Genomic DNA, 25,950 nt, shown 5'->3' on the forward strand with positions numbered 1-25,950 from the left:
CAAGGAGCAAAGGCATGCAAGAGACGCAGACACTGATCCCCGCCGCCGTTCTGGCGAAGAAGGCAAAGAGACCGTTCCCGGGCTCGTCCGCCGAATACGATGCTGCGCGAGAAGCGCTGCTGGCCGAAGAGATCGAGTTTCGTCGTCACATGACGCGCATGGTCGAGCAGCGCCAGGCGTTGCCGCCGGGGCCGGTCATCGACAAGGACTACCGCTTCAAGGACGAACAGGGATTCGAGGCGGGGCTGATCGATCTCTTCGGCGACAAGGACACGCTCGTCACCTACTTCTGGATGTATGGACCGCAGCGCGAGCGGCCGTGCCCGATGTGTACCAACCTGCTCGGGGCACTGAACGGCAACGCAGCCGACATCAAGCAGCGTGTCGCGCTCAAGGTGCTCGGGCGTTCGCCCGTCGGGCGGCAGTACGCTTTCGCACAGGAGCGGGGCTGGCGTGACCTGAATTTCGTGCAGACGGTCGGCGACGACTATGCCAAGGACATCGGCGTGCTGCAGCCGGACGGAAGCGAATACCCGGCGTTGATCGTGTTCAAGCGCGACGGCGACAAGGTCCGGCTGTTCTGGGCGTCTGAAATGACCGGCGAGATGTCCGACCCCGGCCAGGATCCGCGCGGCGCGCCAGACATCGCCCCGCTCTGGTTGATCCTGGACCTGACGCCCGGCGGACGCGGGACCGACTGGTATCCGAAGCTCCAGTATTAGGAGGCCCAATAAGGCAAGCTTCGGCTTCATGGCATCTCAGCTGATACAGATCATCGGACCCGGCGGCGCTCCCTATCAACTGGGCCAGCCGATGCTGATGTTCGCCGGCCGCCTGTTTCTGGGTCGCGTCGATCCGGTGCGCTTCGGCAATGGCGGCACGGAGGTGTACTTCGGAAGCTTCGCACCCACGTCCGTGACGCAGGGCGAGCCGCGAAACGTCGGCGCGTTGCTGTTCTACGAAGCCTGCGCCTATATCACTCGCCATTACCCGCAGGTCCAGGTCATCCGTTTCGCGTCTTCGCGCCCGATGCCGGGCGTTGGAGATCCGGCGTTTCAGGCGGCGTCCCGCGTGGCGGCCGTCGAGCGCATCGGTGCGACGAATGTCCAGGTCACGCCGGCGCAATCGGGGCTCATCGTCGTCTCCGGCACCTGGGCCTACAACGAGCGCAACCTGCACGCACTCAACATGGCCCTGGAAGAGCATCGCGCCATCTTTCGGGCGGTCGCCATCGGTCGGACCAACGGCTGGCCGTCCTGGCTCCGGCGAGTCCGGCGCATCGTTTCGTGGCGTCGGCGCGCATAGCCGGGGCGTGAGCAGCCCGGCGCAGGCGGATGGCATGTGCCTTGCTGGCGGACGCAAGATGAGCCGGCCGAGTGTCTTGCGCGTCGGGTCTTGGCGCTTGCGACTGTCGAAATGCTCGCGCCGCGGCCCTTGTCGACGGCTCCTTCTTTCTCGTGTCGCTGCGGCTTACCTCCTCGAACACCTCGCTGCCGTCTGCTTGCCTGAGCGGGATCGAATAGCCGGGGGCGCCAAAGCGCGTCTTCATGTCTTCGTCGTCTTTTTCGGCGCCCTACTCGCGGCCTGCAGCGCCGCCGCCTGCGCGGCGTGCTTCTCGCCCCGCGAGGGCCTGTGCGCCTTGCCAGCCTTGGAATTCTTGGCTTCCTTAGGCTCCTTTCTTTCCTTCGGCTTCTCTTTGGCCTCCGGGTGATGCGTTCTCACCAACTTGTCGATGGCCTTCGCCCTCGGCAGCAGCGCCTGCGCTTGGCGCTTCGCACGCTCCTCCTTGAGCAGGCGGCGCTCCTCGGCCAGCTTTTGTTCGGCTTCGGACGGCTCGTGGTCCGCCCCCAGCGAGTGGACACGGTCCATCGTGGCCTTGTGAAGCATCGCGCCGTTCTTCGCGATGCGGTGAGTCATCGATGCGATGCGAATGGGCATGTTGCGATCTCCTTGGTGAGTGGAAGACCAATGTAGGCCGGCCTCAGCGTCTTGCCAATCGATTAATGCGGCCTCGCGCGCCACTGGCTGCGCACCGCTTGCTGCTCTGGCGATGAAGGCGATGAGATTGATGGGGGCGTGAGCGCCCTCAAGTGGCCTTTGCCGAGTTCTGTGGGCTGCGACCTTCTTGCCGTCGAGCAGCCTCGCTGCGGCCAGCAGGAATGCGCCGCTGCAAACCGATGCGATACGACGCACCTGCAGCGATCCCCAGGCGCATGATGCTGGTTTAGGTGGTTGCCAGCGAACTGAGCATAGAAAGGACCTCGCAGTCCAGGAAATGCAGTCGCGGGATGACGGACATGCCGCGGTTGGCAAACGAGACGGCATCGCCGTCATGCCGAGGCGGCATTTCCGCGCCGACGGCAACGGCTTTTATGCTCCCGGGCATTTGCACCGAGACACCATGCCCGCCTACTGCATCGCGAATATCGAAGTCCACACGCCTGACATTTACGAGTCCTATCGACGTCATACGGCCGGGACGTTGCCGAAGTTCGGGGGACGGTTCCTTGTCCGTGGCGGCGCCACCGAGGTCGTCGAAGGGTCCTGGCAGCCCGCGAGGCTCGTCGTCATCGAATTCCCTTCGATGGACGATTTGCAAGCCTGGTATCGGTCTCCGGAGTATCAGGCGATCGTCCGAGGTCGACACGGGGGCGCGCGCTCGGAACTCGTGTTCGTGGAAGGCTTTACTTCTTGAAGCCCAGGACTACGCTACAGCCACACCGGAAAACCGGATCGCACCAGGAGACAAGACATGACCGGCATCTTCGACCAGGACCTGCCGCGCAACGAAGCCAATCACGCGCCGTTGTCGCCGCTGTCGTTCATTGAACGGGCAGCCGAGGTGTACCCGGACCGGCCCGCGGTCATCCATGGCGACTTGCGGCGCACATGGAGCGAGCTATACACACGCTGCCGCCAGCTGGCCGGTAAGCTGGCCAATAGCGGCATTGGCAAGGGCGACACCGTGGCCGTGATGCTGCCCAATACGCCGCCCATGGTCGAGGCGCACTTCGGCATCCCGATGGCAGGCGCGGTGCTCAATGCGCTGAACACGCGGCTGGATGCGGAGACCGTCGCCTTCATGCTGGACCACGGCGAGGCCAAGGCGCTGATCGTCGATGCCGAGTTCGCGGGCATGGTGAAGAAAGCGCTGGTGTTGCGCAAGGAACAGCGGCCGCTGCTGGTGATCGACGCGGAAGACACGCTTTTCACGGGCGCGGCGGAGCGCATCGGCAGCACCAGTTATGAGGCGTTCGTGGCGCAGGGCGACCCGCAGTTCGCCTGGCAGCTGCCCGGAGACGAGTGGGACGCCATCGCGCTGAACTACACCAGCGGCACCACGGGCAATCCCAAGGGCGTGGTCTACCACCACCGCGGCGCGGCCATCAACGCCATCAGCAACATCCTGGAGTGGGACCTTCCAAAGCATGCGGTGTACCTGTGGACGCTGCCCATGTTCCATTGCAACGGCTGGTGCTTTCCGTGGACCATCGCCGCGCGCGCGGGCGTCAACGTCTGTCTGCGCAAGGTGGAGGCCGGCGCGATCATCGACGCGATCAAGCGCCATGGCGTGACCCATTACTGCGGCGCGCCGATCGTGCACGGCATGCTGGTGAATGCGCCTGACGAGATGAAGAAGGGCCTGCCTCAGGGCGTGAAGGCCATGGTCGCCGGCGCGGCGCCGCCTGCTTCGATGATCGAAGGCATGGAGCGGCTGGGCTTCGACCTGACCCACGTGTACGGGCTCACCGAGGTCTATGGACCGGCCACTGTCTGCGCCAAGCACGCGGCCTGGGACGCGCTGGACATTGGCGAACGCGCGCGCCTGAACGCCCGCCAGGGCGTGCGCTACCACCTGCAGCGCTCGGCCCGCGTGCTGGACCCGCAGACCATGAAGCCGGTGCCGATGGATGGCGAGACCATGGGCGAAATCATGTTCCAGGGCAACATCACCATGAAGGGCTACCTGAAGAACCAACGGGCCACGGCTGAAACGTTTGCCGGCGGTTGGTACCACACGGGCGACCTGGCCGTGCAGTATCCGGACGGCTACATCAAGATCAAGGACCGCAGCAAAGACGTGATCATCTCGGGCGGCGAAAACATCTCCTCCATCGAGGTGGAGGACGTGCTGTACCGCCACCAGGACGTGCTGGCCGCCGCCGTTGTCGCCAAGCCGGACGCCAAGTGGGGCGAAACCCCCTGCGCCTTCGTTGAACTGAAGGCCGGTGCCCAGGTGACGGCGGCGGATATCGTGGCGCATTGCAAGAAGCACCTGGCGGGCTTCAAGGTGCCCAGGGCGGTGGTGTTCGGCGAGCTGCCCAAGACCTCGACCGGCAAGATCCAGAAGTTCGAGCTGCGCAAGCGGGCCGGTTCGGCTGCGGCAATCGACATCTGAGCCTGTAACGTCGATGGACGGTGGGGCCTACCCCGGTCCGCCATAGCTGCTGCAGAGTAGACTGCTGCTGGCCCCGTCTCAGATCGCGCCATCGGAGCGCAATGTCGCCACTTCGGCGCCACCGAGGCACGGCTTTTGGGAAGCCATGAACGTCAGGCAGCTGCGCTACTTTCTCCAAATCGCCGAACTCGGCAGCGTGACGCGCGCGGCGGAGGTCCTGCACATCGCCCAGCCGGCGCTGTCGCGCCAGATGCGCTCGCTCGAAGAAGACCTCGACGCGACGCTGTTACACCGTTCCGAACGCGGCATCACGCTCACGGAGGCCGGCGAATGCCTTCGCGAGAGCGCCGTCGAACTGCTGCGGCACTTCGATCGGGTGCGCTCGGAGGTTCGAGATCGGTCTGGCGATCCTAGCGGTGTGCTAACGATCGCGTTGCCTCCGTCCATGTCGGAGCTTCTCGCATTTCCGGTCATACAGCGGTTCAGGACCAGCTACCCCAATGTCTTGCTGAGGGTGTTCGAAGGCTCAAGCGGAGTCCTCGACGCGTGGTCGATGGTTGCACAGGGCAAGGCCGACTTGGCGGTGGTCTCCTCCGGCGAACCGCTCGCCAGTCTCGAAGCCTACCCGTTCATCGAAGAGCCAATGTGTCTGCTCGGCCCACCCGAATCAGGTCTTGCCATGGACAAGCCATTGACCCTGGAAGATCTCGTCAATCGGCCGATGGTCGCGATGAGCCGCCCCAATGTGGGACGCATGATCGTTGAAAGTGCGATGGCCGAGCGCAATTTGCGCCTCAACGTTGCGATGGAGGTCAACACTCGGCAACTGGTGCTGAAGGCGGTGGAATCAGGGTTGGGCTTCACAACCCTGCCCCTGTGTTCCGGGAGCGACTTGCTCGAGCGGGGCGCCATCTCCATGGCACCCATCAAGGGCCTGGTGATCTCCTGGCTCTTGATCAAAGGTCGCGAACAGGGATTGTCCGTTGCAGGCCAGCGCATGCAACTCATGCTTCGTCAAGTTGCACACGAGCAGATGTCCACCGGTCGCTGGCCACTTGCCAGGCTGAAGGGGTTCATGCCGTCAGAGGACGGGCGCGGTCCGCCACCTTTGACGTGACACCCGCATCGGCATGGGCTCCATGCCGAGAAAGCATTTCCGCCGCTATCGCCCCGGTTGCTAACCTCTCCTCAAGTCACATTACTACTAGAGGAGACAGTCGTATGAACAGGCGAAACATGATCGCCGGATCGATCGCGTCGATGCTGGGAACCCAACTGCACGCGCAGGGTAGCAACGACTATCCACACCGCCCGGTAACGCTCATCTTTCCGTTCCCAGCCGGTTCGCCGGGCGATGCGGAAGTACGAGAAATTGGCAGCTCGATGCAAAAGGCCACGGGTCAGCCGCTCGTCATTGACTATCGCCCCGGCGCAAGCGGCACCATCGGCACGCAACTCGCCCAGCGTGCCGCACCGGACGGTTACACGCTGCTGTACGGCTCCACGACCTCGATCGTGACAGGACCCGCCGTCACCATGAAGTCCCCCTACAGCGGCACAACCGACTTCGAGCCAGTCACAGGCATTGGACGGATGGACGGGGTGCTGATCGTGCCGGCCGATTCCAAGTACCGCACCGCGCAGGAGCTTGCCGAGGCGCTCAAGGCCAATCCGGGCACGTTGAATTACGGCACGATCGGTCCTGGCTCGATGTCGCACCTGATTGGCGAACTCTACCTGCGGACCGTTGGCGCGACAGCGACGCCTGTCGCATACAAGGGAACGCCGCAGGCCGTGCAGGCGCTGGTCGCCGGAGAGATCGACTTCCTCGCCGACAGTGTGGCGTCATCCGGCGGCCTCATCAAGGCCGGAAAGGTCCGCCCGCTCGCAGTGGCATCCAACGAACGCCTGTCCCAATTGCCTGATGTCCCGACATTGACCGAGACTGGCCTCAAGTTGGTACTCGGAGTGTGGCTCGGGTTGTTTGCGCCGAAAGGGACGCCTCGTCCGGTGCTGGATCAGTGGGCGCTGTACGCGAGCGACTATCTCCGCGACACGGACGTGCGTTCGAAGTTGCTTGCGAGGGGCATAGAACCGACCCCGAGCACGCCGCAGGAATTTGCGCGCCAGGTCGCAGCGGACGAGGCGCAGTGGCGGCCGCTTATCAAGTCGTTGAACGTCCAGATTTGAAAGTCGCGACATGACAAGCCAAAGGACAACGCAATGAAACCAATGAACGAGTCTGAAGTTGCCGCGATCGCTGACGCCGTCGTTGTGGACTGGGACGTCCCCATCACCATGGATGACGGAACGGTTCTGCGTGCCGACGTGTTTCGTCCGGTGGAGACGGGGCGCTACCCCGTGATCCTCAGCTATGGCCCTTACGGCAAGGGATTGGCCTTTCAGGACGGCTATCCGGCTGCTTGGGAAGGCATGATCCGCAGCCATCCCGATGTGGCAGAGGGATCCAGCGGTCGCTACCAGAACTGGGAAACGGTGGATCCTGAGAAATGGGTGTGCGATGGCTATGTGTGCATCCGCGTCGACAGCCGCGGCGCCGGCCGCTCGCCCGGGCTGCTGGATCCCTGGTCGGAGCGAGAGATCAGCGACATTTGCGAGGCAATTGCCTGGGCCGCAGCACAGCCATGGAGCAGCGGCAAAGTCGGCATGAACGGGATCTCCTACTACGGCGTGAACCAGTGGTTTACTGCATCGCGCCGTCCTCCGGCGCTGTCGGCGATCTGTGTCTGGGAAGGCGCCGCCGACATCTATCGGGACGCCGTGCGCCATGGTGGCATCCCTTGCACGTCGTTGTGGAAGGCCTGGTTCGGACCCCAAGTCGTGACCGTCCAGCACGGCGCTGGTGACCGCGGTGCGCGCAGTCGCGTGACGGGTGAGCTGGTTGCAGGCCCTGAGACCCTGGGTGACGAGGCTCTCCGGTCCAACCGGGTGGACCTTGAACACGAGATGACGAGCCGGCCCCTCCCGGATCCGTATTTCGAGGCTCGGGCGGCACGATGGGACTCCGTCGACGTGCCGCTTCTCTCGGCGGGCAATTGGGGAGGGCTCGGCCTGCATCTGCGGGGCAACATCGAAGGGTTCACGCAAGCGAGTTCGAAGCAGAAGTGGCTTGAGTTGCATGGCGGCGATCACTGGTCTTCGTTCTACATCGCCAGTTCGGTCGCCCTGCAGAAAAGGTTCTTCGATCACTTCCTGAAGGGCGCGAACAACGGCTGGGACGCCGAACCTCCGGTGAACCTGCAGATCCGGCACGTGGACAGGTTCGTTGCGCGCAAGGAGCAGGCATGGCCCATTCCGGACACGCGCTGGACCCATTACTACCTGGAGCCAGGGCATGCGGGCCTCGACAGTTCCGTCCCGGTGGACAACGCATCGGTCACCTACGAGGCCCTCGGGCCAGGCCTGGTGTTCATGCTGCCGCCCTCGACCAGCGAACTCGAGGTGACGGGGCCCTTGGCAGCCCGTCTCTACGTTTCCTCCGAGACCACCGACGCGGATCTCTTTCTTACCGTTCGCCTATTCACGCCCGACATGAAGGAAGTCACCTTCCAAGGCGCCAACGACCCGAACACGCCGATCGCGCAAGGGTGGCTGCGTGCGTCGCACCGGAAGCTGGACGCAGGGCGCTCGAAGCCCTGGCGGCCCTGGCATGCGCACGACGAGATCATCCCGCTCGTGCCCGGCGAGGTCTATCCAGTCGACGTGGAGATCTGGCCGACGAGCATCGTGGTGCCGCCTGGCTACCGACTGGCCCTGAGCATCCGTGGCAAGGACTTCGAATACGCCGGCCCACCCGTGATGGCGTTGCACCCCACACACGAGATGCGAGGCTGTGGGGCGTTCGTTCATGACGACGAGCGGGACCGTCCGCGGTCGGTGTTCGGTGGGCGGGTCACGATCCATACCGGTCCGGCGCATCCGTCTTCCATCCTTCTTCCCGTGATCCCGCCTCGAGCGTGATTCATCCCTCCAGGAGACCATTTTCGTGAAGCAACACCGAGTGATCATCAGCTGCGCCGTGACCGGCAGTGTCCATACGCCCTCGATGACGCCCCACCTGCCGATCACCCCCCAGGAGATTGCGGACGCAGCCGTGGGTGCGGCCGAGGCTGGCGCCGCCATCATCCACTTGCACGCGCGAGACCCCGTCACCGGGCGCCCGGACCAGTCGCCGGACGCATTCGGCAAGTTCTTGCCGAAGATCAAGGAGCGATGCGATGCGGTGATCAACATCACCACGGGCGGTGCGCCCGGCATGACGGTAAGCGAGCGCATTCAACCTGTGATCGCCTTCAAGCCGGAAGTCGCCTCGCTCAACATGGGATCGATGAACTTCGGCATGTACCCCATGCTGGAGCGCTTCAGCAATTTCAGGTTCGATTGGGAGGCTCCGTTCCTGGAGAGCACCCGCGACCTCGTGTTCAGGAACACTTTCAAAGACATCGAACACGTCTTGCGGGTCGGGTACGAGACGGGCACCCGCTTCGAGTTCGAGTGCTACGACACCGCGCACCTCTACAACCTGCGGCATTTTCTGGACCGCGGAATGTTGAAGGCTCCTCTCTTCATCCAGTCTGTCCTCGGCATCCTTGGAGGAGCGGGGACGCATCCGGAGGATGTGGTGCACATGAAGCGGACGGCCGACCGGCTGTTCGGGGACCAGTACCACTGGTCAGTGATCGGGGCAGGCGCCGCGCAGCTGCGAGTGGCGACGCAGGCGGCAACGATGGGCGGAAACGTGCGCGTCGGCCTGGAAGACTCCATTTGGCTCCGCCCCGGCAAGCTGGCTGAGTCGAATGCGGACCAGGTCCGGGCCGTGCGAAAGCTGATTGAAGGATTGGGGCTGGAGATCGCGTCTGCCGAGGAGGCGCGCGAGCGCCTGCAGCTAAAGGGCGCCACAGGCGTCAACTTCTGAAGGAACGAACGTGTCGAAAGTGCTTGTTGTGACCGGCGCTAGCCGGGGTATTGGTGCCGCGATTGCGCTCCTTGGTGCGAAGGAGGGTTACGGGGTCGCAGTGAACTACCGGAGTGATCGCGATGCCGCGGAAGCGCTCGTGCGAGATATCGCTCGTCAAGGAGGCAGGGCCGTGGCCATCTGCGCTGATGTGTCGACCAGCGCGGGAGCCGCGAAGCTCTTCACCGAAGTCGACCAGGAATTGGGCCCTGTCTCCGCGCTGGTGAACAACGCCGGCATCTCCGGTAGCCGGTGCCCGATCACCGAAATCGACGAGGATAGGCTGCGGCGGATCTTCGAGACGAATGTGTTTTCCGCGTTTTACTGTTCCCGCGAAGCTGTCAGGCGCATGAGCCGCACCAGCGGCGGCGAAGGCGGCTCGATCGTGAACGTCTCGTCGGCCGCGGCACGTCATGGCGGCATGCCCGAGCTTGTGCACTATGCGTCCACGAAAGCCGCGTTGGACGGCATGACCATCGCGCTCGCCAAGGAGCTCGGGCCGCTCGGCGTTCGGGTGAACAGCCTTCGACCCGGTGTCATCGTCACCGAAATGCACAATGAGTTCGGAGGCGCAAAGCTCATCGAAAGCGTTGCGCCGACGATCCCGATGCGGCGTCCGGGCACTGCGGCCGAAGTCGCTGAGGCTGTGCTCTGGCTAACGTCGGAACGCTCGTCGTACGTACATGGTGCTGTCATCGACATTTCGGGCGGAAGATAAGATGCTCTTCGAGATGCGGACCTACCAGTTGCCGCCCTCACGCCTGAAGGACTACCTCGCCATCTACGCAGAGAAAGGCAAGTCGCTTCAGTGTGACGTGCTCGGGCACTTGGCCGGGTGCTACACGACCGAAGTCGGGGACCTAAACCAAGTGATCTTCATTTGGGGATTCAGTTCGTTCGAGGACCGGATGCGTCGGCGCGCCGCGCTCGCCAACCTCCCTGCGTGGCAAGCGTATGTCGCGGAGGTCGCTCCTCTATTCATCCGGCAGGAGAGCAGACTTCTGATGCCGGCTCCTTTCATCGAGGCCTAGCCGATGCAGGACGCGATGCGGCGCCCGCTCGTCGCCGCGCTGGTGTGCGGCAGCCCCCGCCGCAACCACGACTTCGATTTCGCGCGGCTGCGGCTCGCTGCTGCTCCACACGCGCTGGGGCGGCGAAGCGTTCGGCGGCATCCAGTTCGAGGAAGCCGATCGCCCGATGCTCTATCGCCGCCCGGCCGGCGACGGCGGCGTGCTCTATCTCGCGCTCGGCCACGCCAATCGGCCCTATGACAAGCCCTTCCCGCACGTGCCCGATCAGCCCGACTATCGCGGTCCCTGACGGGTTTCAAAGTTCCGCCGGCGCAGGTGCAGTGAGCTCCCAACGGCCGCTTCTGGGCTCCATTGCCGGCTGCTGTAAGCCCGGTTTGGGCCCGAACCGGCTGTACGGTTTTCTCTGAAGCGACCGTTCGCTACGATGCCGTGATGACACACTTGACCACTTGACCGCCACAGAAATGGGCAATCGGCGACATGTGTGTGCTTTGCGGTCGCGCTGCAAGATGGCAAATGGATTCGACTTGATCACGTTGTTCATGCAACGCTCAGTCTCAGTCCGGCGGCCTGCGACGCCACTTCGAGACGCTACAGCCGAAGCGGCTCCCGAACCATCGGGAGAACGCGCTTGAGGACGAGAAACCCAGCAGCGTCGCGACTTCGGACAGTGGGCGATCGCTGCTTTCCACATAGCGCGTTACCAGTTCCGAGCGCACCGCATCGAGGATCGACGAGTAGCTTTCGCCGGATTGCGCGAGGTGGCGTTGCACGGTCCTCGCCTCCACCCCCAGGTGCTGCGCCACCCGTTCCACCGAGCACGCGCCCGATGGAAGCAGCGCCAGGACCAGCTTCCTGACCTGGTCGGACATCTTGGCATTGGACTGCGCCAGCATCGCGTCGAGGTATTGGCGCGTCTGATGCGCCATGACCGGGTCATAGGACGGGATCGCGGCGTCGAGGTCCGAGGCCAGGCACACGATGCCGTCGAAGTCCTGGTTGAATGCGATCGCCGAGCCGAAGACCCGCGTGTGGACGGCGAGGCTGGCCGGCGCATTGTGCGTGAAGCAGATCCGGCGCGGCCTCCACTCCGCGCCGACAATGATCCTCAGCATCCGGTGCAGGACGCCGAGCATGAGTTGCGTCGCCTGGCGCACCGATCCGGGAAAGCCACCCAGCATGTCTTCGCGAATGATGGCCAGGCCTTCCGTCTCCTCGACCCTCAGGAATACCGCCTCGTTCTGCAGCCGAAGGTAGTGCGCGATCGATGCGAGCGTCTTGCGCAGCGTCGGCTCTTCGCGCGCCACGAAGCCAAGGGGTCCAAGGTTGGAGAGTTCGCGGGTCTCGGCCATGCGAAGCCCGAAATCATCGATGCCCGCCGCCTGCGCCGACGCTTCCAGCAGGCGCCCCACCGCCTCGGCCGGAATCTTGGTGTCCGGATCCAGCAGCACCGACCTGTTGATGCCCGCGGCACTCAACTGCCGGTAGGGGTCGAGTCCGACCGATCGCGCTACTTCGACGTAATTGGTCAGGCTCGCGCTGCGTAGCAAGTAGGCCATCCGAGTTCCTGCGGTGTCGCGATATGCAAAACCATTGTCGCGATTTGTCAAACCGAAATCCATGCGATCTCGATACTTCCCTGGCCCGAACCGCAACCATGCACCGAGCAAATTCATTCTGAACCGACAACCCACCAGGACGACAAACCATGCATTTCCTAGACGACTCCCTGCTGCCTGAAAACCAGGAAAAACTCGTGATCCAGGTCGCGCCCTACGGCCCGCAATGGGCGCCCGGCGACTCGGACGATATTCCGGTCACGCTCGACCAGCAGGTCCAGAAGGCCGTCGATTGCTACAACGCCGGCGCCACTGTGCTCCACGTGCATGTGCGCGAAGAAGATGGCAAAGGCAGCAAGCGCCTGTCCAAGTTCAACGAGATGATTGCCCGGCTGCGCGAAGCGGTTCCGAAGATGGTCCTTCAGGTTGGCGGCTCGATCTCCTTCGCACCGGAGAGCGAGGGCCAGGCTGCCAAGTGGCTGAACGACGACACGCGCCACATGCTGGCCGAACTGAATCCGCGGCCCGATCAGGTCACCGTCGCGATCAACACCAACCAGATGAACGTGATGGAGTTGATGACCGAAGCCGATGTGGCTGGCACCTCGCTCACCAACCCGGCACTGCAGGCGGCCTACCGCGACATGATCGTGCCGTCCAATCCGTCCTGGCATGTCGAACACATCCGGCGCCTGGTCGCCAACGGCATCCAGCCACATTTCATGCTGGGCAACCTCACGCAACTGGAAACGGTCGAACGCTTGATCCGGCGTGGCGCCTACACCGGCCCGCTGATCCTCAACTACGTGGCCATCGGCGGCGGCGCGGCAGGACTGAATCCAGCGGACATGATCGAGTTCGCCCGTCGCACGCCCGAAGGCGCCGTGCTAACGCTGGAAACCCTGAACCGCAACGTGGTGCCGATGAACACCCTGGCCATCGCGCTGGGCCTGCATGTGCGCGTCGGTATCGAGGACACGCTCTTCGGACCCGACGGCGAACGCGCGACCTCGGTGCAGCAGATCGAGAAGATGGTGCGCATTGCCCGCGAACTCAACCGCGACATCGCGACGGGCGAAGACGCACATCGCATCTATCAGATCGGCACCCAGTGGGCAACAGCCCACGAGACCCTCAGGTGCCTGGGCATGCCGCCCAACCGCGCGCCAGCGACCGCCCACAGCCGCGTTCCGCTGCGCAAGGTCGCCTGAGTCAGCACGCAGGGATCGCCGCGGCAGCGTATCGCGGCGTCCCTGCGGCAGTCGGAATCCCCCAAGGAGACACATGATGTTCTGGAAGAAAAGTCCCAACGCGGTCCTTGCATCGCTGCTGGTCATTCACGTGCTCGCCCACATCGACCGCAACATGCTGTTGGGCTTTTCGCCGCAGGTCATCAAGGATCTGGCGCTCAGCAATGCGCAGTACGGATTCCTCGTCGGCTCTGTCTGGGTGCTCAGCTTCGGTTTCATGGCCATGTTCATGGGCACGCTGGCGGATCGTTTCAGCCGAACGAGGGTCATCGCGGCCGGCGTGCTGATCTGGAGCGCCTGCACCTGGGCATCCGGGCATGCCCAGAGCTTTGAGCAAATGGCTGTTGCGCGCTTCTTCGTCGCGAGCGGCGAAGCAGCCCTTGTCCCGGCTGCCGTGGCCTTGCTGGCCGAGCTGTTCTCCGAGAAGCGGCGGGGCACGGCGATGGGCGTCTTCTTCGTGGGCATCCCGCTGGGCATCGGACTGAGCTTCCTGTTGGCCGGCACGGTGGGGGCGAGCCTCGGGTGGCGTTCGACCTTCACAGTGCTCGGCATCGTCGGGGCGGCGATCGCCCTTCCGTTGGCCTTCCTGCGCGAGGAGCGCGGACAAGGGCGCGAAAAGAATTCCGGTCCGCAGCGGGGCCAGCCCTTTGTTGCCCAGGTGCGCGCAGTGCTTGGGGTGGTCGGGCACAACCGTGCCCTGCAATTCGCCATCGTCGGCTTCGTGCTGGTGCACATGGTGTTCGCGGGTTTCTCATTCGCCCAACTGTGGATGGTGCGCGAGCGCGGCTTCGATGCGGCCGGTATCGCGAAGTCCATCGGCGCGTTGCAGATCGTGTTCGGCGTGCTCGGCGCGGTGGTCGGCGGCGTGATGAGCGACCGCTTCGCCAAGCGCCTTCCGGGCGGCCATGCAAGCTTCATGGTGCTGGTGATCATGCCGTGCGCGCCGTTGATGATCGCCTACCGCTTCGCGCCGCCCGGTTCGGCGCTGTTTTATGCAGGCATGTGCGCAGGCTTCTTCCTGCCGCTGGCGCTCTATGGGCCGGCCAACACCATGATTCAGGGCTTGGTGCCGGCACAGATGCGCTCGACCATCGCGGGCGTCACGATGCTGCTGATCAATGTGTTTGCCCTCGCGATCGGCACCGTGGCGGTCGGTTTGGTGAGCGACCGGCTGGTTGAGGCCGGCAGCCCCCACGCATTGACCACGGTGCTGCTCGCGACCGACATCCTGACCATCAGCGCCGGGCTGTTGTTCTGGCTCGCCGCACGCCAGGTGCGCCTGGGCCGAGCGCAACTCGACCGGTCGGCACGCCCGACGCTGGCGCACTGAATGCGCCGCCCCGTTCGACGATCTGACAATTCGACACCATGAAGGAAATGATGAAATGAACAACGAGACAAACCGCAGCAGCACCACGCCGATCTGCGACCAATTGCGCGCGACCGGGAACTGGAATCCGGCCTGGGATGCCTTCGCGGAACTCGACCCGGCATGGGCCGAGAAATTCATGGCGATGGGCATGCATCCGATCATGTCGGGCGTGCTCGAGCCGAAGGTGCTGGAATTCATCGCCATTGCGGTCGATGCGTCGTGCACCCATATGTACGCGCCGGGCACGCGCCGTCACATCCGCAAGGCGCTCGAACTGGGCGCCACCATGCAAGAGGTCAATGCCGTGCTGCAGGCGGTGAGCGTGCTCGGCATCCATAGCAGCAGCCTGGGGGCACCGATCCTGCTGGAAGAACTGGCGGCCATCGAACAGGCCAGGACAGCCATCGCCCAGGCGGCCGGCTGAACGCACAAGGCCAAGGTACCTCTCACGATGCAAAGACAAAGCCAGCATCTCGTTGGGCGTGTCGCCCTCGTCACCGGTGCCGGTCGCGGGCTGGGCGGCGCCATCGCCATCGACCTCGCCAAGGCTGGCGCGCGGGTGGCGATCTGCGACATCGACATTCCGGCACTGGAGCAGACACGGCGGGCGGTCGAAGCGGCCGGCGCACAGTGCCTGGCGCTGCGTTGCGACGTGTCGTCCAGCGGCGAAGTCGCCCAGTTGTTCAGCAGCATCGTCGAGTGCTTCGGCACGCTGCACATCCTGGTCAACAATGCCGCACTGGTGCCGAGCGGGCCCGCCGACGCCGAGCGCCGCAACAAGCACTACGCCCACATCACTACGCCGGTGCCGCGTCAGTCGCTCGGCTTCACCAGCGCCATGAGCGACGAAGAATGGCATCGCTACTGGGACGTCAATGTGCACGGCGTGTTCTATTGCACCCGCGAAGCGCTCAAACTGATGGAGCCGCAGCGCGATGGAAAGATCGTCAACATCGCGTCGATTGCCGGCATCTCGGCGATGAGCGCGCACAGCCCGCACTACAGCGCCACCAAGGGCGCGGTCATCGCCTTCACCAAGTCGGTCGCCGCCGAGGTGGCGGGCGCCAATGTCTTCGTCAACGCGATGGCGCCGGGCGGCGTGGCGACTCCCGAGCTTACGAAATACTTTCAGGCCGCCGGTGAGGAAAAGCGCAACCAGTTCTGGCAGGTCGTGCCGGCCGGGCGCCTGGGCACGATGGCGGAGTACGCGTCGATGGTGACCTATCTGGCGGGCGATCACTACCTCGTGGGCCAGGTGATCAGCCCGAATGGCGGCGCGGTGATCTGAGCGCGACCCCGTGGCGCATCACGATCTTCCCGCGAACCCCTGCGTGAATATCTGCAGGATGGACCTGAACGCCCGGTATTGCCAGGGGTGCATGAGAACGCTCACCGAGATCGCCCACTGGGACCGGATGAGCGTGTCGCAGCGCATCGATCTCGCAACACAACTCCAACGCCGCCGCGGCACCCAGCCGGCGCAACGGCATGACTCCAACAACCCAACATCTTGAAAGTGGAACGAGCAATGAACGGCTTGATGATGCAAAGGCAGTTGCTGATCTCCTCACTCATCGTGCACGCCGATCGGCATCACGGCGATACGGAGATCGTGTCGCGCCGGGTCGAGGGTGACATCCATCGCTACACCTACCGGGACTGTCACCGCCGCGAGCGCCAGATGGCCAATGTCCTCACCAGTCTGGGTGTGAAAGCGTCCGAGCGCGTCGGCACGCTGGCATGGAACGGCTATCGCCACATGGAGCTGTATTACGGGATCTCCGGCATGGGTGCAGTGATGCACACCATCAATCCGCGCCTGCCCGAAGACCAGGTCGTCTATATCGCCGATCACGCGGAAGACCAGTACATCTTCTTCGACCTGAGCTTCCTGCCTCTGGTCAAGGCCATTGTCAGGCGCTGCAAGACGGTCAAGGCCTTGTCGCCATGACCGACTGCGCGCACATGCCGCAGGATAGTGGCATTGCGAACCTGCTGTGCCACGAAGACTTGATCGAACAGAGTTCGACCGCCTATGCGTGGCCGACCTTCGACGAAGACACCGCGAGCACGCTGTGCTACACGTCAGGCACGACCGGCAACCCGAAGGGCGTCCTGTACACCCATCGCTCGTCGTTGCTGCACACCTTTGCCGCTGCCCTGCCCGATGCGCTGAACTGCTCGGCGCGAGACGTGATCCTGCCCGTGGTGCCGATGTTCCATGTCAATGCATGGGGCATCCCGTACATCGCGTGCATGGTGGGCGCCAAGCTGGTGTTCCCGGGCCCCGGGCTGGACGGCAAGTCGCTGCACGACCTGTTCGAAGCCGAACGGGTGACGCTCTCCGCCGGGGTCCCGACGGTATGGCAAGGCTTGCTGACGCATCTCGAACAGAACGGCCTGGAATTCTCGACCATGAAGCGCACCATCATCGGCGGCGCGGCCTGCCCGCCCGCGATGCTGCGCAAGTTCCAGGACGTCTATGGCGTGGCCGTCTTGCACGCCTGGGGAATGACCGAACTGAGCCCGCTCGGGACTGTCGGCGCCTTGAAATCCAGGCACCTGGCGATGTCCCCGCAGGACCGGCACGCCGTGCAAGCCAAGCAGGGCCGCGCGGTGTTCGGTGTCGACATGAAGATCGTCGACTTGCAGGGCTGCGCGTTGCCTTGGGACGGAGCGACCGCCGGCGACCTGCTCGTACGCGGCCCCTGGGTGGTGCGCAACTACTTCAGGAACGAAGAAGGCAATCCTCTGCAGATCGATGCCGAGGCCAATGGCTGGTTCCCGACCGGCGATGTCGCGACGATCGATGCGGACGGATTCATGCAGATCACCGATCGGAGCAAGGACGTGATCAAATCGGGGGGCGAGTGGATAGGCTCGATCGACCTGGAGAATATCGCGCTGGCCCATCCGGCGGTCGCTCAGGCGGCGTGCATCGCGGCGAAGCATCCCAAGTGGGACGAGCGCCCCCTGCTGATCGTCGTGCGCAAGCCGGGTGGCGAACTCACGCGCGAGGAGCTTCTCGCTTTCTATGACGGCAGGATCGCCAAGTGGTGGACGCCGGATGACGTGGTCTTCGTGGACAGCATTCCGCTCGGGCCGACCGGCAAGGTGCAGAAGAACAAGCTTCGGGACGTTTTCCAGGACCACCTTCTGGCTGCGGCCTGACCCCACCATGATCTCGACTCTCGCGGCGTTGCCGACGCGCGGCCGCACGCTCTTCCCTGGCGTACTCGCCAGCCTGGTAGTGGCAGCCGCCGCGACATTCCTCTCGCAGCACTATGGCGCGCCCGTCATGTTGTTCGCCCTGATCCTGGGCATGGCGATGAACTTCCTGTCGAGCGACGGTGCCTGCGGAGCCGGCATCGGGTTCACCGCGCGCGAGGTGCTGCGGTGCGGCGTCGCGCTGCTCGGGCTTCGCATCACCATTGGCCAGGTCGCGGCCCTGGGCTGGCATCCGGTGCTGCTGGTGGTGGTCTCCGTGGTGGTGACGATCTCCGTGTCGATGGTCGTCGCGAAGTTGATGGGCTTCCAGAGCCTGTTCGGGCTGCTCACCGGCGGCGCCACGGCCATCTGCGGCGCATCGGCTGCGCTCGCGCTGGCAGCGGCACTGCCCGCGCATCCGGGGAAGGAGCGTGCCACGCTGTTCACGGTGGTCGGCGTGTCGGCGCTGTCGACGCTGGCGATGATCGTCTACCCCATGCTGGCCCACCTCCTTGAGCTCGACCCGCGTGCGGCGGGTGTTTTCCTCGGCGGCACCATCCACGACGTAGCGCAGGTGGTCGGCGCGGGCTACAGCATGTCGCGCGAAACCGGCGACGTGGCGACTCTTGTCAAGCTCATGCGCGTGGCGATGCTGCTGCCGGTGATCGTGTTTGCGGTGATGTGCACCCGCGCTCGCGGCAAGGGAGCCGGCGGCCCCCGGCCACCGTTGTTGCCCTGGTTTGCCGTGGCCTTCGCGGCACTGGTCGCGATCAACAGCACCGGCTGGATTCCGGCAAGCCTGACCAAGCTGGGCAGCGATCTTTCGCAATGGTGCCTGGTGACGGCGATCGCGGCGATCGGCATGAAGACGCAACTGCGCGACCTGGCCACCGTCGGGCTGAAGCCGGTGGCCTTGATGGTCGGCGAGACTGTGTTTCTCATCGCGCTCGTGCTCGCGATGTTGCGCTGGGCGTCTTGACGCGATCGACGGCTCGATCGCGTCAGATCAACAATGGTTTCCCTCAAATGCAATCAATGCTCGGCTTGGCGGCGGCTCATGTCGTCAGCACGGAAGATCGAGGCATGCCGTCGAACGGGGCAGCCCTTTCATTCGCATTCTTGCGGGCCACGACACCTTGCGGCCCGGCCTAGAAATGAATTTCGCGGGGCGACCACGTACGTGCAGTTAAGTGGCGGCCGGGATGTGTTTTTTGTTGTTGTCGTGTCAAGAATAGAGCCTGCTCGACGGCTGATGGGCCGCATGGTGTATGTGATCCCGCGCGAGCGCTCGACCCGGAGGAAGGAATGACATCCAAATTCATTCTGGCGCTATGCGCCGCGACGCTCGCGGTGGGTTGCGTGAGCAAGCAGTCTTACAACACCGAAGTGAAGACGGCCGACACCTATGCGGCGCTCAACACCAAGCTCTCGAGCGAACTGAGCAGCGACCAGGCACAGATCACACAGTTGCAGAACCAGCTCAAGGTGACGATGGTGAACGACATCCTGTTCCCCGAAGGAGGCTGGACTCTCCACGCGACGGGCGAAGAGACTCTGGGCAAGATCGCGCCGACTCTGTCGAACCTGCCGGGCCAGCAGGTCATCGTGCAGGGTTTCACCGACAACGTGCCGATCGGCGGTACGCTGAAGGTGCGCTTCCCCTCCAATCTGGAACTGTCGTCGGCGCGCGCGGACAACGTGGTGCGCTATCTCACCTCCAAGGGCGTGCCGCCCGCCACGATCTCGGCCCAGGGCTTCGGAGAAGCTCGCCCGGTGGCGAGCAACGACACGGCGCAGGGCAAGGCGAAGAATCGCCGCGTCGAGATCGTGATCTCGGCAGCCAGTCGGCCGTAGCAAATCGGCGGCTTGCTGCCTGGCGCTGCCTCAAGCTTTGATCAAGGGCCGCCTTAGGGGCGGTCCAACACAGGAGTCAGCAAATGAATCGATTTCGATGCGTAGCAGGCCAACTCGTTCTCGCGACCGCAGTGGCGTTGGCTACAGCGGTGTCGTTCGCCCAGCAGGCCAGCGCTCCTAAATCTCCCAAGTCCGCAGCCAATGCACAAGCGGCTTCCCAATTGGAACCCAAGGCGATGGAATTGCTGCGCGCGATGGGCGTGAGTTTGGCGGCTGCGAAGTCGATGGCCTTCACGGCCGTCGTCACCTACGAGAGTCCAAGCAGCGTCGGGCCCGCATTGGCGATCTCTACGTCCTCCGAGGTGCTTGTGCAGCGGCCCGACAAGCTGCGCGTCATCACCCTCGGCGACGGCCCCGCCGCGGAGTACTACTACGACGGCAAGACTCTGACCGCCTTCGCGCCGGCCGAGAACCTGGTCGCCGTCGCGCCCGCACCCCCCACCATCGACGCCATGCTGAAGTCCGCCTTCGACAGCGCCGCAATTTACTTTCCATTTGCCGATGTGGTCGGCGCGGATCCCTTCAAGAACATCACTCAGGACCTTACGACAGCTTTCTACGTCGGCCAATCGAAGGTGATCGGCGGCACGACCACCGACATCGTGGCCGTCGCAAACGACAGCATGTTCATGCAGATCTGGATCGGCGCCGACGATAAGCTGCCACGCAGGATGCGCGCGGTGTTCCGTGGCGACCCGCTGGGCCTGCGCCATGACCTGGAGCTATCCAACTGGAAGCTGGACCCGGTGGTCGCTTCCGAGGCCTTCGCCTCGCTCAACGCGGCCAATGCCCGGCGCATCGAGTTCGCCGCTCCGAAGGCACCCGCACAAGCCAAGGCCTCGCGTGCCAATACCGCCAAGGCCGCCGTGGCGCAATAAGGAGTGCTCGCCATGAAGATCACAAAAACCCTGCTCCCGCTCCTCGCCTTCGCCGTGATGGCCGCGGGATTCCACGCGCCGGCGGCCGCGTGGGCCAGCGCCAACCGTTTCGGCGGCCACTCCGAAGGCGGCTTTGGCGGCGCGACCCACGAAAACGCCTTTGGCGGCAGCACCACGCACAGCTGGGCCGGGGCAACCAGTCATACCAACCGGTATGGCGGTACCACCACCGGCGCCTACGGCGCGGGCGCGGTGCACACCACGGCCGGCGGCGTCAGCGCCTACCGGCCTCCCGCCTATGGCGAAGCAGGCTATGCGCCCTATCACCCGCCGGTGGCCGTGCCCTATTACCACGCCGGTTGCTACAACTGCGCGGGCGCGGTAGCCACGGGCGCCGTCGTCGGTGTGGCTGCGGGCGCAGCGATCGCCACCGCGGCGGCACGACCCGTCGTGCCTGCGGCGTACCCGATCGGTGTCAGCTACGCGACGCTGCCGGCCGGGGCGGTGATCGCCGACCGAAACGGCGTCAGCTACTACCAGGTCGGGACCACCTGGTTCAGGCCGGCCTATGGCGCCAACGGCGTGTACTACAGCGTGGTGCCCGCGCCTTGAGCACGAGTGCCCTGCCCTTGAATGACCAGCAATGAAAAACAATCGAATGGCGCTGGTCGCCGCGCTGGCCTGTGCAGCCTCTGCATCCACGTTCGCTCAGACGAGCAACGAGGAGCTCGCCAAGGCGGCGCAGAACCCTCTCGCCAGCCTGATCAGCGTGCCGTTCCAACTCAACACCAACTTCGATACCGGCCCGCAGGAGAAGACGCAGAACGTGCTGAACATCCAGCCCGTGGTGCCCTTCAGCCTCAACTCGGACTGGAACCTCATCACGCGACCATCGCGCCGCTAATCTGGCAGCCGCCCTTTGCGCCCGGAGAAGGATCAACTTTTGGCCTCGGGGATATCCAGACAACGCCTTCTTCTCGCCGAAGAATTCCGGCGAATGGATCTAGGGCGTCGGAGCGGTGCGCCCCGAGGTGGGCGATGCGTCTTCAGGCGCAGCTCTTGTTCCCGAAATAGCGAGATCGTCATGCCGCCGAGAAGACAGTATGAGTCTCGGGCTCTTCCGGGCCCGATATGTTGGTCGTTTTATCACTTGAGAGGAGATGTTCCATGAAGTCGAAATCACTCGCCTTGTCGTTGAGCACAGGGGTTGCCATCGTGACGGCCTTGACCATGACATCTTTCACTGCGCAGGCCGCAGGGAAGATGTCGGTCAAGGAAGCCCAGCAGATCGCCCAGGATTCCTACATTTACGGCTATTCGCTGCTCACGACCGATGTCACGCGCATCCAGATGAGCAATGTGCCCAAGGCTGAGGGCCTGACCTCTCCGCTTGGGCAGTTCACCAACGTCCCACGCTACCCACCGGCCGACTACCGTGCCGTCTCGGCACCGAACGCCGACACCTTGTATTCAATCGCCTGGGTCGACGTCTCCCAGCCGGTGGTGTTCAGCCATCCCGACATGGGCAAGCGCTTCTACTTGTTCGAGATGACCGACCTGTGGATGAAGGACTTCGACACCCCCGGCACGCGCAATGCGGGCGAGAAGGCAGCCAACTATCTGCTGACCGGCCCTGGCTGGCACGGCACAGTGCCAGCCGGCATGAAGCAGATCAAGTCCGAGACCCGCTACATGGTGATCCTCGGGCGCACCTATGCCGATGGCAGCGATGCCGACTACAAGACGGTCAACGAGCTGCAGGCGCAGTACAAGCTGACGCCGCTTTCGGCGTGGGGCAAGACCTTCACATACCAAGCCCCTGCAGTGGACACCACCGCGGGCTACGACATGAAGGCCAAGCCGCAGGAAGTCATCAATGCGATGGACACTTCGGCCTACTTCAACAGGATGGCTACCCTGATGTGCAAGGACGCACCGCCGGCTGCGCAAGACAAGGCGATCCTGGCGCGGATGGCCAAGCTGGGGATCGAGCCCTGCAAGCCCTTCGAGACGAGCAAGCTCGACCCTGAGGTGCAGTCAGCGATCAAGGACACCGGCAAGCAAGGCTTCGCGCGGATCGAGGCGAACCAGGATAAGCTGGGGCACAAGGCCAATGGCTGGACCATCACGACCGGGCTGGGTGTCTACGGCACCGACTACCTGAAGCGCGCCATCGTGGCCGCCTTTGGCTGGCCGGCGAACCTGCAGGAAGACGCCGTTTACCCCTACACTTTCGTTGACGGCGACGGCAACAAGCTGACGGGTGACAACAAGTACACGATCACCTTCCCGAAGGGCCAAACTCCGCCGGTGAACGGCTTCTGGTCGATCACGATGTACATGATCGATGGCGGTTGGTGGTTCGTGCCGAATCCGCTGAACAAGTTCACGGCCAGCATGCGGGACAAGCCCACCTTCAACCCGGACGGCTCGCTGACTCTCTACTTCCAAACCCAGTCTCCCGGCAAAGACAAGGAAGCCAACTGGCTACCCACGCCGAAGGGTGAGTTCATTCCGATGCTGCGGATGTACTGGCCAAAATCCGGAGCACCCTCCGTCCTCAACAAGACATGGGTGCCACCGGTGGTCCAGAAGGTCAGCTAGAAGAGCGCGCATTGCGCTTCACCGAGGGCCGGTGCGCTATCTCATCTCCAAGGGCCTGCCGCCTGCGCGGTGTCCGCACAAGACTTTGGGAATGGATGTGCGAACACGGCGGCAGAAGCCTGGATGAACAGCTCCTTCACCAGCTGGAGCTACTCGCAGGACGCCTTCAACAAGTGGTCGTCCGCCCTTGCGCAGCGGTTCGCGGAGAAACGGTTCTCGTGCTGGCACGACCAGCGCATTTCAGCGGGTTAGTTCAATCCGCATATCGGAGCCTTCAATGATCAATCGTCACATTCTTGCCGCAACTGCAGCGGCCGGCCTTCTGAGTTTCGCAGCTCAGAGTTCGATGGCCGTGGAGTGCGTGCGCGGTGTCTATCGCGCCGGCTGCGCGGGTCCCAACGGCGCCGCAGTCGTCAAGAAGCCAGTTCCGGCCGCGCAACCACATGTCACCTGCGCTGCCGGCGTCGCTCGGGCCGGTTGCGTCGGACCGAACGGCGCTGCTGTCGCTCGCAGGCGCTACTAGTCGCGTCGCGAATCCGCAGGTCCCGAGGTGTTGAAGCTCTGCGTTGTGCATGCAAGCGTGCAATCTCGGCGTGCCAATCTTTGCGGAAGAAATCGAGGCGCGCCACTTGAACTAGCCCATGGTCTCAGAAATATTGCCGGAGCTCTCAATGGCACACGAATCGGGATCCAAAAGTAGCCCTGCAGATTCGCGAAGGCAGATCGCCAAGCAGAAAGTCAAGCACGAACTCCAAGAATGGACGGCAATGTTCGTTTACCTTTGGGTCATGTTCGGTCTGTTCGCGCTACACCAGTCGATTCTCCTGGCACAGGAGCATCAGAATTTTCGCTTGCAAGGGTTCGCTCTCATCAACGCGTTGGTTCTCTCCAAGATCATGCTGCTCGCCGAGGGCCTGCGCTTCGCGCAAGGAGGACCGCAGTCGCGTCCAATCGCGACTATCGTCAAAAAGAGCCTTGCCTTCGCATTGCTGTTAATAGTTTTTCACGTCGTTGAAAGCATCATCGTCGGTGTCGCATCCGGCAAGACGGTGGCCGCGAGCTTCCCGGAACTGGCGGGCGGTCACCTCAAGGGCATCGTCTCGCTGGCGATCATCATGTCCGTGTCTCTGGTGCCGTTTTTTGCCTTTCGCGAGGTGAGCAGGGAGCTGGGGGAAGGACGCCTACTGCGGCTGCTCTTCGAGCGGAGTCAGCGATTGAGGAATTGAGTTGAGACCGTTTCAGGGTCGCGAACTCGCGCGAAGATCTGGTGGTCTCAACGCCGGGTTGAGGGCCGCTTCGATCAGGTACCGCGTGGATTCCATCGCGTAGGGACGCGGATAGGCAATGGCGGTGGGAGTGGGGCAGTGGGAGTGGTCTTGGCCTTCTTGGACGTAAACATCCTGCCGGTGGCGGGGGCGATCGGCTTGGCGCCCTTTGCATGGTGACGATGGGTGGGATGGTGGGACGTCTGCCCGGCCACCTTGCAGGTCGCTGGGCAGAGGCCGTCGGCGGCATCCTGCTGATCGGTCTCGGGGCAGTGATCCTCTAAGAGCATCTGGGAGCTGCTTGAACAGTTGTCCTGTGCACTGCCGTGGGCTGTTCCAGCCAGCAACGTGGTCATGCTCACAGGCTGCCGCGAGAAGCTCTTTAGCTTGTTGCGGCCGAATTGTTGATGCAACCAGACCGCCGGGGAGCAGTCGTTCGCGAAGGAATCCTTCTGGCTGCGGATTCAACCGGTCGATGCAACCCACTGATGACTGCCGTAGGCAGAAGGAGTGTTGCAGATGGCTTACCGGACGCGAACCTACTACACGGACAGCCAGAAGGCATTGATGTGGGAGCGATGGAGGCAGGGATGGACCCTGCATCAGCATCAGCCGTGAGATCAAGCGCAATGGTGGTCCGGGATGCTATCGAGCGACCCAGGCCGATCAGGCGACCTGGGATCGGGCTCGTCGACCCAAACGCTGCAGACTTGTTGAGAACCGGGACCTGGCGCGCATCGTCACTGAGAAGCTTCGACTGCAATGGTCTCCGGAGCAGATTGCCGGTTGGCTCAAGCATACTTATCCGAGCGACGAGACCTCCCACGTGTCCCACGAGACCATCTACCGCAGCCTGTTCATTCAAGCCCGCGGGGCCTTGAAGAAGGAGCTGCTGCAGCATCTCAGGCGCACCCGGGGCATGCGCCGCTCACGCCAGTACACGCAGAAGACAGACGTCCACGGAAGAATCGTCGACGCCGTCTCCATCAGCGAGCGGCCAGCCACGGTCGAAGATCGAGCAGTTCCCGGCCACTGGGAGGGCGACTTGCTCTTTGGAAGCGCCAACAGCCAGATCGCCACGCTGGTTGAGCGTCAGACGCGATATGTGATGTTGGTCAAGCTGGATGGCAAGGACTCTCAGACTGTCGTCAACGCGCTCGTCAAGAACGCCCGCAAACTGCCCCAGGAACTCTACAAGTCACTGACTTGGGACAGAGGCACGGAGATGCATGCTCACAAGAAGTTCACGTTGGCCACCGACATTCAGGTGTACTTCTGCGATCCTCAGAACCCATGGCAGCGCGGAAGCAACGAGAACACGAATGGATTGCTCAGGCAGTACATGCCCAAGGGCATGGACATCTCAGGGTTCTCACAGCTTCAACTCAACGCGATCGCGAGACAATTGAACGAGAGGCCGCGCAAGACGCTCGGTTTCCATACACCGGCTGAGATGTTCAGCGAATGTGTTGCATCGACCGGTTGAATCCGCAGCC

General features: G+C 63.5%; 27 protein-coding genes and 2 pseudogenes. 27 read left to right on the forward strand and 2 right to left on the reverse strand.

Features of this window, described 5'->3' with window-relative positions; translation table 11 throughout:
* Nucleotides 1-14: 14 nt before the first annotated feature.
* Entirely contained in the window at nucleotides 15-722 is a 708-nt protein-coding gene (locus AC1DEK_RS23700) for a DUF899 family protein (protein ID WP_478127745.1), read from the forward strand.
* 28 nt (nucleotides 723-750) lie between these two features.
* The gene (locus AC1DEK_RS23705) at nucleotides 751-1,305 is read left to right on the forward strand and encodes a hypothetical protein (protein WP_478127746.1); all 555 of its coding nucleotides are present in this window, start codon (nucleotides 751-753) and stop codon (nucleotides 1,303-1,305) included.
* Nucleotides 1,306-1,545: 240 nt separating this feature from the next.
* On the opposite strand, the gene AC1DEK_RS23710 is transcribed toward AC1DEK_RS23705, so the two are convergent.
* Nucleotides 1,546-1,938: a hypothetical protein gene (locus tag AC1DEK_RS23710; protein WP_478127776.1), complete on the reverse strand. Its 393-nt coding sequence runs from the start codon at nucleotides 1,936-1,938 to the stop codon at nucleotides 1,546-1,548.
* 337 nt (nucleotides 1,939-2,275) lie between these two features.
* On the opposite strand from AC1DEK_RS23710, the gene AC1DEK_RS23715 reads away from it, so the two are divergent.
* The 9 genes from AC1DEK_RS23715 (at nucleotide 2,276) to AC1DEK_RS23755 (ending at nucleotide 10,694) form a co-directional block, all read left to right on the forward strand.
* The gene (locus AC1DEK_RS23715) at nucleotides 2,276-2,695 is read left to right on the forward strand and encodes a DUF1330 domain-containing protein (protein WP_478127747.1); all 420 of its coding nucleotides are present in this window, start codon (nucleotides 2,276-2,278) and stop codon (nucleotides 2,693-2,695) included.
* Between the two features lie 57 nt (nucleotides 2,696-2,752).
* Nucleotides 2,753-4,399 (forward strand): acyl-CoA synthetase, encoded by a 1,647-nt coding sequence (locus tag AC1DEK_RS23720; RefSeq protein WP_478127748.1) that lies wholly within the window; start codon nucleotides 2,753-2,755, stop codon nucleotides 4,397-4,399.
* 145 nt (nucleotides 4,400-4,544) lie between these two features.
* On the forward strand, nucleotides 4,545-5,516 hold the full coding sequence (locus AC1DEK_RS23725) for a LysR family transcriptional regulator (protein ID WP_478127749.1): 972 nt from the start codon (nucleotides 4,545-4,547) through the stop codon (nucleotides 5,514-5,516).
* A 104-nt stretch (nucleotides 5,517-5,620) separates the two neighbouring features.
* A complete protein-coding gene (locus AC1DEK_RS23730; RefSeq protein WP_478127750.1) occupies nucleotides 5,621-6,589 on the forward strand; it encodes a Bug family tripartite tricarboxylate transporter substrate binding protein in 969 nt (322 codons plus the stop codon).
* Nucleotides 6,590-6,622: 33 nt separating this feature from the next.
* A complete protein-coding gene (locus AC1DEK_RS23735; RefSeq protein ID WP_478127751.1) occupies nucleotides 6,623-8,380 on the forward strand; it encodes a CocE/NonD family hydrolase in 1,758 nt (585 codons plus the stop codon).
* A gap of 25 nt (nucleotides 8,381-8,405) precedes the next feature.
* Nucleotides 8,406-9,335 (forward strand): 3,5-dioxohexanoate:acetyl-CoA acetone transferase, encoded by a 930-nt coding sequence (gene kce, locus AC1DEK_RS23740; protein ID WP_478127752.1) that lies wholly within the window; start codon nucleotides 8,406-8,408, stop codon nucleotides 9,333-9,335.
* A gap of 28 nt (nucleotides 9,336-9,363) precedes the next feature.
* Nucleotides 9,364-10,092, forward strand: coding sequence for an SDR family oxidoreductase (locus AC1DEK_RS23745; RefSeq protein WP_478127774.1), 729 nt, complete (start codon nucleotides 9,364-9,366; stop codon nucleotides 10,090-10,092).
* Nucleotide 10,093: 1 nt separating this feature from the next.
* Nucleotides 10,094-10,405, forward strand: coding sequence for an NIPSNAP family protein (locus AC1DEK_RS23750; RefSeq protein ID WP_478127753.1), 312 nt, complete (start codon nucleotides 10,094-10,096; stop codon nucleotides 10,403-10,405).
* Between the two features lie 166 nt (nucleotides 10,406-10,571).
* Nucleotides 10,572-10,694: a hypothetical protein gene (locus tag AC1DEK_RS23755; protein WP_478127754.1), complete on the forward strand. Its 123-nt coding sequence runs from the start codon at nucleotides 10,572-10,574 to the stop codon at nucleotides 10,692-10,694.
* Between the two features lie 268 nt (nucleotides 10,695-10,962).
* Here AC1DEK_RS23755 and AC1DEK_RS23760 read toward each other — a convergent pair whose 3' ends face one another.
* On the reverse strand, nucleotides 10,963-11,964 hold the full coding sequence (locus tag AC1DEK_RS23760) for an AraC family transcriptional regulator (protein WP_478127755.1): 1,002 nt from the start codon (nucleotides 11,962-11,964) through the stop codon (nucleotides 10,963-10,965).
* Nucleotides 11,965-12,113: 149 nt separating this feature from the next.
* Here AC1DEK_RS23760 and AC1DEK_RS23765 point away from each other — a divergent pair, with 149 nt between their 5' ends.
* From AC1DEK_RS23765 to AC1DEK_RS23840, 16 genes and pseudogenes are all read left to right on the forward strand, one after another.
* Entirely contained in the window at nucleotides 12,114-13,175 is a 1,062-nt protein-coding gene (locus AC1DEK_RS23765) for a beta-keto acid cleavage family enzyme (RefSeq protein WP_478127756.1), read from the forward strand.
* A gap of 76 nt (nucleotides 13,176-13,251) precedes the next feature.
* Nucleotides 13,252-14,544, forward strand: coding sequence for an MFS transporter (locus AC1DEK_RS23770; protein ID WP_478127757.1), 1,293 nt, complete (start codon nucleotides 13,252-13,254; stop codon nucleotides 14,542-14,544).
* 55 nt (nucleotides 14,545-14,599) lie between these two features.
* Complete coding sequence (locus AC1DEK_RS23775) at nucleotides 14,600-15,010, forward strand: carboxymuconolactone decarboxylase family protein (protein WP_478127758.1); 411 nt, start codon at nucleotides 14,600-14,602, stop codon at nucleotides 15,008-15,010.
* 27 nt (nucleotides 15,011-15,037) lie between these two features.
* Entirely contained in the window at nucleotides 15,038-15,874 is an 837-nt protein-coding gene (locus AC1DEK_RS23780) for an SDR family NAD(P)-dependent oxidoreductase (protein WP_478127759.1), read from the forward strand.
* 91 nt (nucleotides 15,875-15,965) lie between these two features.
* Nucleotides 15,966-16,100, forward strand: coding sequence for a DUF1289 domain-containing protein (locus tag AC1DEK_RS23785; protein WP_478127760.1), 135 nt, complete (start codon nucleotides 15,966-15,968; stop codon nucleotides 16,098-16,100).
* Nucleotides 16,101-16,114: 14 nt separating this feature from the next.
* Nucleotides 16,115-17,757: pseudogene (locus AC1DEK_RS23790) on the forward strand (3-(methylthio)propionyl-CoA ligase).
* Nucleotides 17,758-17,764: 7 nt separating this feature from the next.
* Nucleotides 17,765-18,772, forward strand: a complete 1,008-nt coding sequence (locus AC1DEK_RS23795) for a YeiH family protein (protein ID WP_478127761.1) — start codon at nucleotides 17,765-17,767, stop codon at nucleotides 18,770-18,772.
* Nucleotides 18,773-19,098: 326 nt separating this feature from the next.
* Nucleotides 19,099-19,647, forward strand: a complete 549-nt coding sequence (locus tag AC1DEK_RS23800) for an OmpA/MotB family protein (protein ID WP_478127762.1) — start codon at nucleotides 19,099-19,101, stop codon at nucleotides 19,645-19,647.
* A gap of 83 nt (nucleotides 19,648-19,730) precedes the next feature.
* Entirely contained in the window at nucleotides 19,731-20,585 is an 855-nt protein-coding gene (locus tag AC1DEK_RS23805; protein ID WP_478127763.1) for a DUF2092 domain-containing protein, read from the forward strand.
* 12 nt (nucleotides 20,586-20,597) lie between these two features.
* A complete protein-coding gene (locus AC1DEK_RS23810) occupies nucleotides 20,598-21,197 on the forward strand; it encodes a hypothetical protein (RefSeq protein WP_478127764.1) in 600 nt (199 codons plus the stop codon).
* A gap of 31 nt (nucleotides 21,198-21,228) precedes the next feature.
* Nucleotides 21,229-21,489: a hypothetical protein gene (locus AC1DEK_RS23815; RefSeq protein ID WP_478127765.1), complete on the forward strand. Its 261-nt coding sequence runs from the start codon at nucleotides 21,229-21,231 to the stop codon at nucleotides 21,487-21,489.
* Between the two features lie 263 nt (nucleotides 21,490-21,752).
* Nucleotides 21,753-23,189 carry a DUF1254 domain-containing protein gene (locus AC1DEK_RS23820; protein ID WP_478127766.1) on the forward strand — a complete coding sequence of 479 codons (1,437 nt, stop codon included), beginning with the start codon at nucleotides 21,753-21,755 and terminating at the stop codon, nucleotides 23,187-23,189.
* Between the two features lie 123 nt (nucleotides 23,190-23,312).
* Nucleotides 23,313-23,441 (forward strand): hypothetical protein, encoded by a 129-nt coding sequence (locus AC1DEK_RS23825; protein WP_478127767.1) that lies wholly within the window; start codon nucleotides 23,313-23,315, stop codon nucleotides 23,439-23,441.
* A 25-nt stretch (nucleotides 23,442-23,466) separates the two neighbouring features.
* Entirely contained in the window at nucleotides 23,467-23,712 is a 246-nt protein-coding gene (locus AC1DEK_RS23830) for a hypothetical protein (RefSeq protein WP_478127768.1), read from the forward strand.
* 148 nt (nucleotides 23,713-23,860) lie between these two features.
* Nucleotides 23,861-24,415, forward strand: a complete 555-nt coding sequence (locus AC1DEK_RS23835; RefSeq protein ID WP_478127769.1) for a hypothetical protein — start codon at nucleotides 23,861-23,863, stop codon at nucleotides 24,413-24,415.
* A 558-nt stretch (nucleotides 24,416-24,973) separates the two neighbouring features.
* Nucleotides 24,974-25,940: pseudogene (locus tag AC1DEK_RS23840) on the forward strand (IS30 family transposase).
* The last annotated feature ends 10 nt before the right edge of the window (nucleotides 25,941-25,950 follow it).

The organism is Variovorax sp. 10N420 (assembly GCF_056394705.1).